General features: G+C 41.8%; 14 protein-coding genes. 2 read left to right on the plus strand and 12 right to left on the minus strand.

Annotated features, from left to right (window positions below; translation table 11 throughout):
* Positions 1 to 116: 116 nt before the first annotated feature.
* A complete protein-coding gene (locus E4K67_RS23000; protein WP_135551029.1) occupies positions 117 to 599 on the minus strand; it encodes a CarD family transcriptional regulator in 483 nt (160 codons plus the stop codon).
* A 183-nt stretch (positions 600 to 782) separates the two neighbouring features.
* Between E4K67_RS23000 and E4K67_RS23005 the strand changes: the two genes are divergently transcribed.
* Positions 783 to 1,175 carry a nucleoside triphosphate pyrophosphohydrolase family protein gene (locus E4K67_RS23005; protein WP_135551031.1) on the plus strand — a complete coding sequence of 131 codons (393 nt, stop codon included), beginning with the start codon at positions 783 to 785 and terminating at the stop codon, positions 1,173 to 1,175.
* A gap of 103 nt (positions 1,176 to 1,278) precedes the next feature.
* On the opposite strand, the gene E4K67_RS23010 is transcribed toward E4K67_RS23005, so the two are convergent.
* The 9 genes from E4K67_RS23010 to E4K67_RS23050 all read right to left on the minus strand — a co-directional run bounded on the left by E4K67_RS23010 (position 1,279) and on the right by E4K67_RS23050 (position 10,699).
* The gene (locus E4K67_RS23010) at positions 1,279 to 3,423 is read right to left on the minus strand and encodes a DEAD/DEAH box helicase (protein ID WP_243454588.1); all 2,145 of its coding nucleotides are present in this window, start codon (positions 3,421 to 3,423) and stop codon (positions 1,279 to 1,281) included.
* 105 nt (positions 3,424 to 3,528) lie between these two features.
* Entirely contained in the window at positions 3,529 to 4,854 is a 1,326-nt protein-coding gene (locus tag E4K67_RS23015; RefSeq protein ID WP_243454589.1) for an ATP-binding protein, read from the minus strand.
* A 4-nt stretch (positions 4,855 to 4,858) separates the two neighbouring features.
* Positions 4,859 to 6,559, minus strand: a complete 1,701-nt coding sequence (locus E4K67_RS23020; protein ID WP_135551036.1) for a TerB N-terminal domain-containing protein — start codon at positions 6,557 to 6,559, stop codon at positions 4,859 to 4,861.
* A gap of 334 nt (positions 6,560 to 6,893) precedes the next feature.
* The gene (locus E4K67_RS23025) at positions 6,894 to 7,070 is read right to left on the minus strand and encodes a rubredoxin (protein ID WP_135551038.1); all 177 of its coding nucleotides are present in this window, start codon (positions 7,068 to 7,070) and stop codon (positions 6,894 to 6,896) included.
* A gap of 269 nt (positions 7,071 to 7,339) precedes the next feature.
* Entirely contained in the window at positions 7,340 to 7,657 is a 318-nt protein-coding gene (locus E4K67_RS23030; protein WP_135551040.1) for a hypothetical protein, read from the minus strand.
* Between the two features lie 269 nt (positions 7,658 to 7,926).
* Entirely contained in the window at positions 7,927 to 8,667 is a 741-nt protein-coding gene (locus E4K67_RS23035; RefSeq protein WP_135551042.1) for an acyl-CoA dehydratase activase, read from the minus strand.
* Positions 8,664 to 9,932, minus strand: coding sequence for a double-cubane-cluster-containing anaerobic reductase (locus E4K67_RS23040; protein ID WP_135551044.1), 1,269 nt, complete (start codon positions 9,930 to 9,932; stop codon positions 8,664 to 8,666). The genes E4K67_RS23035 and E4K67_RS23040 overlap by 4 nt, the downstream gene beginning before the upstream one ends.
* Before the next feature lie 46 nt (positions 9,933 to 9,978).
* Positions 9,979 to 10,317 carry a DsrE family protein gene (locus E4K67_RS23045; RefSeq protein WP_135551046.1) on the minus strand — a complete coding sequence of 113 codons (339 nt, stop codon included), beginning with the start codon at positions 10,315 to 10,317 and terminating at the stop codon, positions 9,979 to 9,981.
* A gap of 202 nt (positions 10,318 to 10,519) precedes the next feature.
* Complete coding sequence (locus E4K67_RS23050) at positions 10,520 to 10,699, minus strand: aspartyl-phosphate phosphatase Spo0E family protein (RefSeq protein WP_135551048.1); 180 nt, start codon at positions 10,697 to 10,699, stop codon at positions 10,520 to 10,522.
* A 350-nt stretch (positions 10,700 to 11,049) separates the two neighbouring features.
* Here E4K67_RS23050 and E4K67_RS23055 point away from each other — a divergent pair, with 350 nt between their 5' ends.
* Positions 11,050 to 11,244, plus strand: coding sequence for a YgaP family membrane protein (locus tag E4K67_RS23055; protein ID WP_135551050.1), 195 nt, complete (start codon positions 11,050 to 11,052; stop codon positions 11,242 to 11,244).
* Between the two features lie 57 nt (positions 11,245 to 11,301).
* Here the strand turns inward: E4K67_RS23055 and radA are convergent, their stop codons facing one another.
* Both radA and E4K67_RS23065 read right to left on the minus strand, forming a co-directional pair.
* Positions 11,302 to 12,723 (minus strand): DNA repair protein RadA, encoded by a 1,422-nt coding sequence (gene radA / locus E4K67_RS23060; RefSeq protein WP_135551051.1) that lies wholly within the window; start codon positions 12,721 to 12,723, stop codon positions 11,302 to 11,304.
* Between the two features lie 114 nt (positions 12,724 to 12,837).
* Positions 12,838 to 15,288, minus strand: a complete 2,451-nt coding sequence (locus E4K67_RS23065) for an ATP-dependent Clp protease ATP-binding subunit (RefSeq protein WP_135551053.1) — start codon at positions 15,286 to 15,288, stop codon at positions 12,838 to 12,840.
* Positions 15,289 to 15,304: the final 16 nt, after the last annotated feature.

Below are 15,304 nucleotides of genomic sequence, written 5' to 3' on the forward strand. Positions count from 1 at the left end.
ACTTCCAATAGGACTTTTTTTGTTTACATAACACAGAAAGTATATGTCTTCTTGTGCCTAAGTGCAACTAGAAGACCAAACTCTATACATAAAAAACACATTTCGACGTATTGCGGCTACGCTAAAACTAAAGCCTTTACAAGCCATTGTCTTACATCTGCTTCTTCTGATCCCTCTGTCAACACGAGTTCACTGATTAAAATTTGGCATGCATTCTCATACATCTTTTTCTCTCCAGTAGAAAGGCCTTTTTCATTATCCCTTTGAGCGAGGCTACGCACAACATTGGCAACTTCAAAAATATTGCCACTCTTGATCTTTTCCAAGTTCGCACGATAGCGTCGGTTCCATGCTAATGTGGCAGCCGTGTCTTTAGTTCTTAGTACTTCTAACACATCTTTAACCATAGTCGGAGAAATTACTTGCCGTAAACCTAAGTTCTCCACATTGTTTAAGGGAATAAACAATTTCATATTCCCTACTGGTAAATGCATGACATAATATTGGTGCTTTTCCCCGAGAACTTCACGCTCTTCAATCGATTCAATAATACCGGCACCATGCATCGGATATACAACTTTGTCACCAACCTTAAACATTTAGCCACCCCCTTATATCTTATTATAGCAAGGAACAAAGCCCGGGTCAAAATTTTAAAATTATATCATACAAGTCTTAAGGCTGTCAATTTCCCTTTTTATCCCTTAATCCTCTTGAAAATTGACAATAGCCTAGCCGTCTCGTTATAATAGAGTAGGCAGAAAGGAGTGAGGATAGCACACATGGAACAACTCACTGACCAATTCCAAAGCACTGTAAAATCCCTGTTAATCCGTCATCAAAGTATTTTGGATATCCTGTCTAAAGGACAAGAAACGTCTGCGCGTGTTAACCGTGCCGTTGTTAAATCGGTGACAAGTTGCGGTTGCCATTCAGTCAATGCGCAAAAGAAACCCATACCGCCAGATGCCAACCTTGCTGATCTCAAAGAACTCTTGAACAGCCAACTCGAAGGCTTTATTTGCGATAACTGCCGAGACATCATAGAAGCGGAATTAGGCAAGCAGCTCTTTTACATAGCAGCTCTATCCAATGCCTTAGATATCTCGCTGACTGATGTACTAGACCACGAGAACAAAAAACTTCAGACTTTAACAATTTTCAACTTGACCTAAGTCACCCCCCCAATATGTAATAATGATTTAAGTCTTTAAGCTCCTGCAGTGCAGGAGCTTTTATATTATACCACTTATCCAAGAATGCTATGAATTATTAATATTATCCAATCAAGGAAATTATTAATAATCGAGAACTTTTTAGATACTTTAAGGCCCCATTGATATCAAGTTCACTCATGAAATGCATTTTTCTTTGCAACTCACCTGTCAAATAAGGCGAGTATTTTGTTACCAGCCACTCATTTTCCCGGATAAAGAAAACAAGATCCGAGTCCTCCCAAGTTTGCTTTTGGATCTTTTCGATAAGATCTTGAAAGTCGACATGCCTAGGCAAAACAATACGTTCTATTTGACTCGGTCTGCGTTTGATATCTAACCCAGATACAGCTCTGAGCATCCAGATCAACGTATTGCAAATTACAGTTCCTACGTAAGGTTCAAATACCAGAGCATCACGAACCTCCCAAACAACACGCTGATTTGAAGATACATGATATAAGGAATACTTTTTCCTTGCACCCGCGAGACACTCGCTAGCGTTGTCATCAAGATATTGAAATTGATCTTCCGAACACAATACCTCATACATTGTTTCTGCAATTTTACGATTGATCTTACCTGGATCACTCAGATACTTTGGTTTCTTAGCATTCACGGCAGTGTGGACAAAAATCTTATTCTTTTTGGAATCCATTTCCTTAATCGTCCATAATTTCCCTGCTAAGATGACGTTTTCCCCAATATCAAACCTTACCCCTCGATCGAGTTGACCGATCTTGCGCATGCCACAGTATACATCATAATATGAAGCCATCATGAATACTGAGTAGAAATCTTTCCCTCTTAACAATCGCTCTCCCTCGAGCCCTACAATATACTCATTGAGTCCAGGAACAACCTCCAACATTTCCGTACTCACCATATGCTCAATTAGGCTTACTAAGTCCTTCTTGGGAAGTTTATAAAAGGTCGCATTATTTTCGAGGGCATGAAGGAGCCTGCTCCAAGTTACACCATTGTACTCCTGACAGAGAGAGATGATCTGGTGGAAGGCAATATCATAGGGTGCAGGACAACCCACAGCTGGCTCAATCCAGCCTTCTAGCAAGAGCTTCATGACGGCAATAGACTGTATCAGGCTGTCTTCACGGGTCGTATACATCTGAAGGATCTGAGCATCCTCTTGTTTTCTGCCAGAACGTCCAATGCGTTGCTTAAGAGAGGAAACCGTAAAGGTCGTATCCAGTTGACAGACAAGATCAAGCGCTCCTATATCTATGCCGAGTTCGAGAGAACTAGTACAGACAATACTTTGGGGGGTCTTTGAGGTTGCCAACCTTTTCTCCACGTACTCTCTTTCTGCTTTGTCGATTGAGGAGTGATAAGCAAAGTACCCTTCTTGGATTCCCTCCTTTTCCGCCAAACGGTTAAGCATGACTGTCGTTTCTTCCACCGTGCCTCTACTATTGCAAAAGATCAGAGATTGATAGTCTCGAGTAACCTCTCTCAGGTCTTCTAAGAGCTCTAAGGGCATTTTCCCGTCCTTTCCAGCCGGAAAATGCAATAAGGAATACTGAAGTTCCTTGTCCTCGTCAGAGACTTCGACCACTTCAACCTCTTCAGGATGATGAGGATTAACCCATTGTTTGATGAGGTTAAAATTTCGGATGGTTGCCGATAAACCTATGATACGTGGTTGAACCCTTGTATACGAATACATCCTTGATAACAGAGAACGTAGTTGCGCCCCTCGCCGAGAATCGAGAAACGAGTGGATTTCATCAATCACGATGAATTCTATCCCCTGGAAAAGGGGTAATAAATGTCCAGTCTTGTTAATAAACAAGCTTTCTAGGGATTCAGGCGTGATCTGAAGTATTCCGGAAGGATTTTTAAGGAGTTTGTTTTTTTGACTTTGCCCTACATCCCCATGCCAACGATGAATGTTTATCTCACTGTTTTGGCATAAGCGTTCAATCCGTTCAAATTGGTTATTGATTAACGCTTTAAGGGGAGAAATATAGAGTACCTTCAGCTCCGCCTGGGCACGATCTTCTATCTTAGTGATAATAGGTAGAAAAGCCGCTTCGGTTTTTCCCGAAGCTGTGTTTGCAGAAACTATGATATCTGATTCCGTCTGCATGATCAGCGGGATCGTTTGATCCTGAACCGAGGTGAAATTTTCCCATTTCATAGCCCAGATCCGTTGTTGCATTTTCTCTGATAAAAGCTTAAAGGTATCCACGATATTCCAACCCCCATTTTACCCTACGATCTACAACGTTTGTTGCTCATTAATTCAGTTGTTCCTATACGTTTGTAGGGACAATTCATGAATTGTCCCTACAAACTAAATCTTTGTTGAACTAAACCGGCTTACTACCGGGTTTTTAGGAGGCAGAGATTTCGCATTTTCCTGTTCTCCAAAGATCTTCGAGCGATCAAACCCTGGATTCTGCTGCAATATATTTAATCCACCAATAAAGGTTCGAATGATATCACTTGTTGTTAAATTTTCTAAAGCTCCAGGTCTTGAATATTCCCGAATGATAAACGAACGGATTTCTTCTCCACTAACCTTGAGTTCATAGTCATAATGGAATGCATGGATTTCTACCAGGTTCTTGAGCAAGAGGTACAACTCTTCCTGTTTAAGAGGGGTGAGCTTAATCACGGGTTGAGATAAGTCCCTGAACTCATTACTTTCAAACTTATTTAGGACTAGTCTTCGTTTGATGGCTTCATAACTATAAAGCCCTCTCCGTTCGTCTTCGAGAAACTCAGGGGTGCCACTAAAAATGATATACAGACCTGAGACATTGCCTTGTAGTGTATCGTTAAAAATCTTGAGAATAGTCTCGTAATTCTTATCTCTAGATTGTGGATGGGTTATTTTATAAAGGTTAATGGCCTCATCAAAATTGACGACCAAACCAGAATACCCGATTTGGCGGACGAACTGAGCTATGACCTTAATATAATCATAAAAGTTAGAGTCATCAATAATGTCTCTGACTCCTAGATCCCCTCTAGCCTCAGTTTTAGTCGAATATTCCCCCCGTAACCAACGCAGTGCGTTGCGCTGTAGAGAATTGTTATCTTCTACAAAGCCCTTAAAATATTGCATTAGGACTCGTACGAAATCAAATCCACCCACGAGTCGATCCATTTTATTTGCTGTCTCCGCAATCTCGTTTTCCACATCAATAATAAATTGTGGATTATCATACGCTACAGACCCATACCCTTTTTCTTGCATGGTTTTGGTCTGTACGTCACTGATCCATTGATCCAAAATCATAGGCATTGCATTTCCATCGGGAGAAGTAGCCACCGCTAGATTTTTCATCATTTCTGAGTAAGTAGCCACCGCCTTACCCTCAGAGCCATACAGTCGGCGATTGGCATCAAAATCAACCTTGCCGACCACGAATTTTTCACTAAAGGCAACTTGTTGGATTAAGGCTTGCAGAAACGTTTTACCCGAACCAAAGGGTCCAATAATAAATTTAATAACCGAGGCTCCGTCCTTCACAGTCTCTAAATCTTTCAAGATTTGAGTAGCCTCTTCTTTGCGCCCGACCATAATATGCTCCAGACCCCTATTAGGGACAACTCCGCCATAGAGTGAGTTTAGAATTGCTGTTGAATCTTTTTTACGAAGTTTTCCTGCCACGAATCTATTCCTCCTCGGTAAGTCTTTGAAGCACTTGCTTGAAATCTTCATTAAACCTTAATACGTCTCCCTCTTGTTCAATGAGGTTGTCCCCCAAATAGTCCAACGACTTCTCGTTGAGGGAGCTCATAAAGACCCCCATCATGACCCCACGAGTTTTAAGGTAGTTAATCCCCTCTTGCTTGACCCTTATGAGATCTTTGAACCCAAGGAGAAAATCGCATTCCAGCTTGCTAAGCTTGTCCATGAAAAGCTCAAAATCCTCGTCCTCGGACACCTGTGTCAACAAATTCAGGACAATTTGCTTTTCTCTCGGCTTTTCCTTGTCTATCTCCGATTTTTTCTCTTGCTCTGATATGTGCAGCTTCTCAAGCGAATCATTTCCTTTTTCCAGATCCGATATTTCTTGATGCTCAAATTCCTCCTCATCATACCGAAGAGCAAAAATCTCTTGCAACTCCTTGCTTTCCTTATCCAGCGTATCAATCCGTTCTAAGTCAAACTCAATTAGAGGGATCACCGTAACGTCTTGTTTTAGAGTTTCAGGAGGCTCCGGAATCGAACTACCCAAGCCCGCATACCCTTTACCTCGAGCCTTTACAAAGCGACTCTCAGACAATAGTGAAGGCTGCCCTTTCTCCTGAAACAACTCTTGGAGAGCATTTTTGAAACCCTCTGGGAAGAGAGTTTCATCGACGTTTAATTGACGCTTTTCTCCAGCTTTAATTCTAGCAATGTTTTTCGCTAGGACAAATAAGGCTGATAGATCTGTTCTCATTTTTAACGATGGAAACCGCTTGGCTTCCAGTTTATTCTGAACCCTGCGAGCAATCACTGCATTTGAGAATAATCGTCGTTCAAAACTGGCCGATGCATCGAGTGGTATCCATACGTCTATGAGTTTTTCCCCTTGCACTTGATACTCCCTCTCTAAAAGCGCAAGCGAAATTTTGAAGACTTTATAAATAAGATTTCTATTCGATTTAAAGAAAGCTGTTTTATTATATCTGATAAATCGTTTCCAAAAGGTAATAGAAACCGTCTCTAATTTATTCTCAAATTGTTTGAGTGTCTCATAATCGGAAGACTCATAGTTACGTATCTTAGCGTTCCACTTCTTTTCAAGCTCATACTCCTCTAACTCATAGCAAAAGTCACAAATCCAGCGTGGCAGAAAATGATCCAAACTATAATGCTTATCCTGATAATTCAGGAAAATCCGATCTAACATGCTTAAATTAAAGGCTGCATTATCGTTAAATGTGTAATTTAGAAGTTCATAAACAAATATAAAGACGTAACCCGAGCCTGTATTTAGGTAGTTACCACTCAGTACCTCTTTTCTCCAGTAGAAGTACCATTCCTTTTGGGCCTTATTCAGAGTGTCAAACAATGGCTCGTAAGTATTAAGAAATACCGGTTTTACAGGTTTTCCCGGTGTCTCCTGTCGCCTAGAATAGGTTAGAGAATCCTTGCAGAACTTAAAACTATCTCTTTGAAAATCTGCCTCTTGAAGAGGCTTTCCCTTGATAGTTTCGAGAAATTCTTTAACTGGCAGTGGTGTTTTGACATGTCGATATTCTGGTAGAATCAAGGCTTCCACAGAATATGTTAAATTACCAGTAGCAGATATTTTGTTATTGCCAAGCTCTGTGGCCCGTTTGATATCAAACTTATCCAACATGTTCAAGAGTTTATCGATCATCCCAGTCCTTCGCCCTTCTATTCGTAAAGTTCTACCGTAACATAGCCCTGTTTAATAATTATAGCATTAATTGATGCCAATGGTATGTTATCTACATTTTGAATTAGGAAGTGCTCGGAAAATCCAGCCAAATGTCACGAATTCATCCAATCCTGACTCCTACTCCTACAAGTAGGATTGGTACCTCGAGCTCTGCTTTGGTGTGGGTAGACTCGCTCCAAAGTCGATGTTCAACTATAGTTGAACGAGATCCTGGTGAGTAGTTCAAAGTATAAAAAAGGTACCCGTTTTAATAACGAGTACCTACTGCCGCTGAAAGATCAGCAAACGTCCCTTACATGGGTTTAAACATTGTTTTGTTGGCACCACATAATGGACATCTCCAAGTATCTGGCAACTCCTCAAAGGGAACATCCTTCGGTATTTTGCTTTTTTTACAACCTTTTTCTGAGTTGTAGATATATCCACAATTTGGCATTTGGCATTGGTGAATTGTACTCTCTTCGCTCATTTTATGCTCACCCCCTGTCCCATTTTATCATCAAGTTTGGGAAACTCCAATACTTTACCTTGATAATACAGCCCATCTGGTTCTGCACCTGCAAAAAAAGTTCTAGGTCCCATGAATGGATAATTATTATTTATCCAATCGTGAGACCCCACTTATTGTAAGATTAACTATTAGCAGCTTCCACCGCAACTTCCGCACATGGTCTTTCGTCTAATATAGCTTCAGTAGCTTTGTCTATTCCCCGCCTAGGACAAGACACTTGGACTTTGTTATTTTACGTAATCCACTATTATTTTCTTTACGCATTCTTCGCAATTTAGTATTTCTAATGAGTTTGGCAATTTGCTTCTTATTGTGCAATCTCGGTTATACTGCTCGCATGCTGCACCACTTACTTTACCTTTTGAAGACTGCATCATCGTTATTCCTCGATAGATTACTTCGCATCTTGCGATACTATCTGAATCGAGTGTCCAATCATCAAAATCGGATAGTGCCTCCAAGACTGAATTATATTGAGAATACTCTGGATTTCTCGCACGTATTGGGCTCACTACGACCCATATCTTATTAGGATTGTCTTTCACTTTAGTTGGCCTCCAATAATTTGACTCACATCTGCTGAACTAGACTCTAAGTATTCTACATCATATCCTTCACATAGTCTACGCGTTTTGCTAGTTTCCTACAATAAAGCTCACCTCTTTGGAAACATCCTCCCGTCTTGCTTTTTACATCGAGTATTTTTTCTCTTTCTATAATAATATCTCTCCCCAAAATTCTCATTGATAAGTGTACTTATTATATTTATTTTGAGAATAGCACTTGCTCCTTAAGCAAGTGCTATTCTCAGTTTTTATGCAAGTAATGCTGCACCTAAAGCAGCGGTTAATTCGGGTTCTGGTGGGATCACAACCTTCCCCTTTAACTCCTGTTCGAGGAAGCTGACAAGGAGGGTATAATGTGCCCCTCCCCCAGTGAAAATCAAACGTTCTGGATGTCCCACCGACTCGACAAAAATCGCGAGACGTTTTGCCGTACTTTTAAAAAGTCCTGCTATTACTTCAGGCTTAGGGATCCCTTTAGCAAGCATCGTGATAACTTCCGATTCGGCAAACACTGTACACATGGAATTAATGGGCATTGGCTTAGCTTCTGCAGCTAAAGCCAGTTCCTCAGTCGTTAAATCTAGTCCTTTAAGTATAACATCTAAAAAACGCCCTGTTCCAGCAGCACATTTGTCATTCATGATAAACTGGACAACTTTTCCCGCGCTGTTTTTCCTAATGACCTTAGCGTCTTGTCCCCCTAAGTCGAGAATGTACGCGTTATCGGGAAAATAAGCATGACACCCTCTACACTGACAGGTGATTTCTGTAATCACCCTTCCTTCGGGAAAGTTTACTCGTCCATACCCTGTGACCACGAGTTTTTCGGGTTTTTCCCCGTGTTCTTGGACGTAAGACTTTAAGAGGGTCAAACCCGCCTGGACAGAATCGAAACGGGAGAGTATGACTTGGCTGTATATCCGTTCTCCGTTTTCTAACACGACCAATTTTGTGTTAACAGAGCCGAGATCTAACCCAGCCTGCTTCATGCACGAATCATCTCGATTAAAGCCTCAATCCGGGTCAAGAGCTGCCCTTGATCTTCTTCGGAAAAATCACTTTCTAGTCGCAGGAAGGGGATCTTTTGCTTCTCCATTTCTTTGCCCACAAAATAACCTTCCACGCCATAGGTCTGGCAGAACTGGAGGGTAAAATCAATCACGGCGTCTGCTTTTAAGTTTTCAGCCATAAATGTTATATCTTCCATGCGCCCTTGATTCGGGGTGAAGCAAGCGCAATTCACCTTTAAAGGGCGCTTGGCAATATTGGCGAGCATATCCGACACGTTATCTGCGGGCTCAGTGATATCCTTATAATAGCGTTCCCCCGTACAGGTTTCCTCCCCAACAACGACTGCCCCTGCTTGTTCGATTAAGGCATGAAGTTTCCATGCTGGAAGTGGTTGCGGAGTTCCCGTAACTAAAATCCTTGGTGCATCAACGGGTGCAACTCCGATTCCCTCTTTAACCCGCACATCAAGTTCATCACACAGAGCATTAACTTGAGTAGCGAAGCGAACTGGATCGTCAAAGAAAGAGAGTTGATTGATCAGCAGTACATCTAAGCCGTGAATAGGAGCCGGTTTATGTTTCCTTAAATCTGCTAACCTTTGGAGCGCTTGGCGTTTAGCGTTGATCTTCTGAATTCCCTGAGCAAGATTCTCCTTGGTTAAGTCCACCTTGGTCTCACGTTCAATGAATGAGGCAAATTCACGCACTTCTTCTTCCCATAAACGGGCATCTTTGGATTCTTTCTTTTGTGGAAGGTCCATCACATAGGTTGGAATATGTTCATTGAGAATTTCCCACGCCTTCTTCTTCCCATCACAGGTCGTCTCCCCAATGACCCAATCGGAAACTTGAAAGTACGGGCAAATTCGGTCTAGTTTAAAGCCCATGGTGGACTTAATCAATGGACAGAGGTTTCGAGGCAAAACCTTTTCCCCCGATGAAACCGTATACTGGGCCCCAGCACATAATCCGATACTGGCGCTCCCCGTCGCTACGACAATTTCCTCCGGAACATAGACGCAAAAGGTCGAGAATACCTTAGCGCCAGCTTCTTTCATTGCATAGAGTTCATGTACGCGAATTCCATGAACATCTCCGACTATCATATCAAAATACCCCATCGCTTTTGGGCGATTAGGCCGATCCAAGAATAGGCTCGTAAAAATCGCGGGTACAGGTGCTAAGAACTCATCGTGCTTCTCTAAATCCATACCTAGGGCTGTCCATAATTCTCTGTTATCCATTTTTCATCCTCCTCATACTCTACTGGTTACTCAAATTCATGAACTTTTAAATATGTATCACTTTATCGCTTTCATGCATAATGGCGATAATCTCAACCATCGTAGAAACCTTTCCAACCTCGATCTTATCCTTAATACCGTAATAATCCAAACAGGTCACACAAGCCAATAGAGTGACACCCGACTCCTCAGCTAAACTTTTCAGGGCATCGACACCGGTAAATTCGGGTAGCAAAAGCTGCACCCCTTTTTCTAAGAAAAGAATATGGGACGGTTTCTCAGTCGCCTCCATGAGCTTCAAAAAGAAACTATGCATCAGGCGTTTGCCCAACTCTGGGTCTTGATGACCAATGGTGTCTGAGCTGATAAAGTAGGTAAAGGACATAATAATCTCCCCTCTATTCATAACATTTAACTTATTTAATTGTATCACTAAATATGCATGTACGAAAGACCCAACTTAGCATTATGAGCCCCTCTAAGTTTATCCAATCATAGGATTCCCGCTTCAAGTGGGAGCGGGAATCTTATGGGAAGTCCTTTTAAAAAAACAAAAAAGTCCGGATTTGACTCCGGGCTTTGGGATATCATACGATTTTAGTTTCCTCGTGTTTGATCAGACTATAAACTTGATTTAACAGTTTGTCCAACTCACGACTAGATGTAACTACTTCTTCAGAAGTTAGTTCTTTACATAAGGCAAATTTATTCAGTTGGTCGCGTTTTGTTTCAACGGCACTTAGTAACTCTAGTAAATCGTCCCTCATGAGATCACCTTCCTCAACTTCCAATTGGCTAAGATACAAAAGCTTAGAAGTATAAGGTTAATCCGCTTTAATTAAATAAGACACTCGGTGACAATATGATATTACTAGGAAAATGCCAAGATAGATTGAAATCAAGAAACAACTATGAATAACTACCTTCTCTCAAAATAAAACTTAATTTTATTCTTTATTTAATATTATTACTAATTTATTTAATTGGCAAGAAATTATTATCCATAAATAGGAAAAATGCTGTTGAATTATGGAGTATTTTCTGTTTTAGCTGAGCTCGTTTGCTCCTTGGCGTTATATTCTGCGATATTGGACAAAATAGCTGTGAGGTGATTTAAATGACATGTAATGTTGGTAAAACGGAGCAAATTGCAAGAATTGTAATTGGTGTAGGAATCGTTCTTATAGGTATATCCTACAAAAGCTGGTGGGGAATAATTGGACTCGCGCCTATCATAACCGGTACAATTCGTTATTGCCCCGCTAGCGATGCCTTAGGGATTTCAACTTGCGACGCTAATAATAAGCAATAGTTTTCAGCCTACGGCCTTATATAAGGCCATTTTTTTTGCAATTAAGGAGTTACGAGTTCATCTTAAACTATCTTCCGTCATTGGAAATTCGGTTTCAATCTTAGCTGGACTCTTCATGTTTAAATCCAGAATGACGTCATACAACGTGTTGAGCTCGATGATTTGAAGATTTTTGTATTTTGAAGAATCTCTAAGAGCATTCTTTGCTATGTAGACACGCTTAAATCCCATTCTGTCGATTTCCCGAATTCTCACTTCTATAGAAGGAACTTTCTTAAGTTCTCCAGTAAGTCCTACATCTGCTACAAACAAAGTATCATTGGGAATCGCTTTGTCTTTCACAGATGAAACAATACACATGATAATAGCTAAGCTTACGGATTGCTCTTTGAGCTGAAGTCCACCTGTCGTTTTAATGACAACATTTTTATCGTACAGGTTAATCTTGCCTCGTTGTTCCAGGATAGAAATCAAGGTATTTAATTGATCTCGTCTCAAACACTCCGCAATTCTTGATGGATAGGGCGTGAACGACTTAGAGACGAGACTTTCAATTTCAACAATAATGGGGCGAGTTCCCTCTTTGATCACAGTCAATGCACTACCTGAAACCTTTTGCCCCTCTCCCCTTTGAGTCATAAAGAATTCAGATGGATTATCAATTGATAACATCCCTTGTTCAGTCATCGAGAAGAAACCGATTTCTCCGGTGCTCCCGAACCGATTCTTCGAGCACCATGCCCCCCTCAATTCTTCCCCATTTTCCCCATTGAGAATTAACACGGCGTCGACCAGATGTTCTAACGCTCGAAGCCCCGCGATTTCATCGTCTTTCGTCATTTGACCAACCATGATCACGGCCCTGGGGCGGCCGTTATTTTTCGCAATTTTTAAGAGTTCATTAGCGCACTCCATCGTTTGGATCGGTGAACCAGGCCGGGAATTATGTTCTTCAAGAGTGAACGTTTGAATTGAGTCAATAATAATCAAATCTGGGTCAAGCTCCTCAATTGAGTCCAGAACATGGTTCATACTTGTATCAGAATAAATCCAGATGTTACTGTTGCTTCCCTTCAGAATTCGATCAGACCTACTTTTGATTTGACTATCACTCTCTTCTGCTGAAGCATATAAAACCTTGTAGCCCTTGTTGGCAACATCATCGGCCACTTGTAAAAGCAAGGTTGATTTTCCCGCACCAGGTTTTGCAGTCAAGATAATGATGGAATCTTTAACGATACCACCACCCAGAACTCGGTTAAATTCACTGATACTTGTCACGATTCTATCGCTGTTGCCGGCTAAGACCTCAGATAACCTCTTCGGAGAAGTCTTTCTCTTACTCGACGACGATGCTGTTTTTGGTTTATTTCCAAATTCTTCAAATGTATTCCATTCTTCACAGCTTTGACATTTACCCAGCCATTTTGGACTTTCTGATCCGCAATTAGAACAGCGATAAATCACCTTGATTTTCATCCCGCACCCCCGTTCCGTTTTCGTTTCTGAATAGATTGTAGGGGCAATTCATAATTGCCCCTACAATCTATATATACCCCTACCTTAAATCTCTGTTACCCTTCCTGTGGGGATTTATGAATTACTCAGGGTAGTGAACTTCATTTTTCCATCCTCGGCTTCTACACCAATCTTGTCCCCGGTTTTAAATTTCCCTTCTAGTATCTTCTCAGAGAGTGCATCTTCAATCAAGCGTTGGATGGCACGACGTAATGGTCGGGCTCCAAAAACTGGATCATTGCCCTCTTTGGCAATTAGTTCAACGGCACTCTTTTCAACCTTAAGCTCCAAGCCATGCTCAAGCAATCGTACATTTACCTGATTCATCAATATTTCCGTGATTTTTTCCAGGTGTTCCCCTTGAAGAGCATGAAATACTACAAGCTCATCGATACGGTTTAGAAATTCTGGGCGGAAGGTGCGTTTGAGTTCTTCCATAACATGTCCACGCATATTTTTATAATCTAATTTTTCATCTTTTTTTGCCGCGAATCCCATTGCTTCCTTCCTGAGGAATGACGATCCCACATTGGAAGTCATAATTATCACAGTGTTTCTGAAATCAACGGTCCTCCCTTTAGTATCCGTTAGCCGTCCATCTTCAAGCACTTGCAGTAAAATATTAAACACTTCTGGGTGTGCCTTTTCGATTTCATCCAACAGCACTACACTATAGGGTTTACGCCTTACCGCTTCCGTTAATTGACCACCTTCATCATGCCCAATGTATCCTGGAGGCGCTCCTACAAGCCGTGAAACTGCGTGTTTCTCCATATATTCCGACATATCAATGCGAATCAGCGCCTTCTCATCTCCGAACATCGCCTCTGCTAATGCGCGGCCGAGCTCGGTCTTCCCCACCCCAGTTGGTCCAAGAAAGATGAAAGAACCAATTGGACGTTTCGGATCTTTTAACCCTGCTCGTGCACGGCGAACTGCCTTAGACACTGCCGCAACCGCATCTTCCTGGCCTATAAGCCTTTGATGCAAAAGCTCCTCTAGATGCAGGAGGCGTTCACTTTCTTCCTGAGCTAGTTTCTTGACAGGTATTCCCGTCCAGCTAGCTACAATCTGAGCTATATCGTCCGGTGTGACCATGGCATTTTCTTTGTAACGTTTATTCTGCCATGCTTCACGTTGTTCAGCAAGATCAACTCGAAGTTTGTGCTCCTGATCACGTATTTGTGCTGCCTTCTCAAACTCTTGGCTAGAAACGGCAGCTTCTTTTTCTTTTTTCAAGCGTTCAGTTTCGTCTTCGAGTGATTTCAAATCTGGAGGTGCGGTAAAACTAGTAAGTCGAACACGTGAAGCAGCCTCATCCATCAAGTCGATGGCTTTATCTGGCAAGAATCGATCTGAAATATATCGGTCAGACAGTCGGGCAGCAGCCTCAATCGCTTCATCCGTAATTTTAACTCGATGATGAGCTTCGTAACGATCCCGTAAACCACGAAGAATCAAAATTGCTTCATCAACAGTTGGCTCACCAACCGTGATAGGTTGGAAACGTCGTTCTAAGGCCGAATCCTTCTCTATATACTTACGATATTCTTCTAATGTTGTCGCCCCAATGCATTGAAGTTCTCCTCTCGCTAGGGCAGGCTTTAGAATATTTGCGGCGTCGATAGCACCTTCAGCTGCTCCTGCTCCTATCAAAGTATGCAATTCATCAATAAAGAGAATGATGTTTCCATCCGCTCGGATCTCCTCCATGACTTTCTTTAAACGCTCTTCAAATTCCCCTCGGTATTTGCTTCCGGCGACCATAGCCGAAAGATCTAAGGTAATAACACGTTTGCCAACCAGTATTTCTGGTACTCTATTACTGATAATCCCCTGAGCTAATCCTTCAGCTATGGCTGTTTTACCAACGCCGGGCTCCCCTATAAGTGCAGGATTATTTTTAGTCCGACGACTTAGGACCTGAATGACCCGCTCTATCTCTTTCTCTCGCCCAATTACTGGATCAAGACGGCCTTCTCGAGCCTGCAAAGTAAGGTCACGCCCAAACTCATTGAGGGCTGGCGTATTCGCAGGTCCAGAATTTTTAGTAGTAAGAATAGAGTTTGGCGATGGAATCGCAGATTCATCTAATTCCCCACCTAATAGTTTAACGACTTGTTTCCATACCTTTTCCGGACTCACGTTGAGATTCGCTAAGATTCGAGCAGCGATCCCTTCTCCTTCCATAATTAACCCCAAAAGCAAATGCTCAGTTCCAATATAGTTAACATCTTGACGGTGTGTCTCTTCATTCGCCAACTCTAAAACCCTTTTAACTCGAGGGGTAAGCCCCACTTCTCCGTTAAAGGGCTGACCAAGCCCCGCAATTTCTTCAACTTGACTACGTATTTTTACAAGATCTAAGCCCATCCCCACTAGCGCCTGAGCGGCAATTCCTTCGCCCTCTTGAATCAAGCCAAGCAAGATGTGTTCAGTCCCTACAATTTGATGTCCCATCCGCTTCGCCTCATCGTGAGCTATTGTTAAGACTTTCTCTGCACGTTCTGTATAACGTCCCTTCATGATTTCTTCATCCTTT

Source organism: Desulfosporosinus fructosivorans (genome assembly GCF_004766045.1).
Classification (GTDB): domain Bacteria; phylum Bacillota; class Desulfitobacteriia; order Desulfitobacteriales; family Desulfitobacteriaceae; genus Desulfosporosinus; species Desulfosporosinus fructosivorans.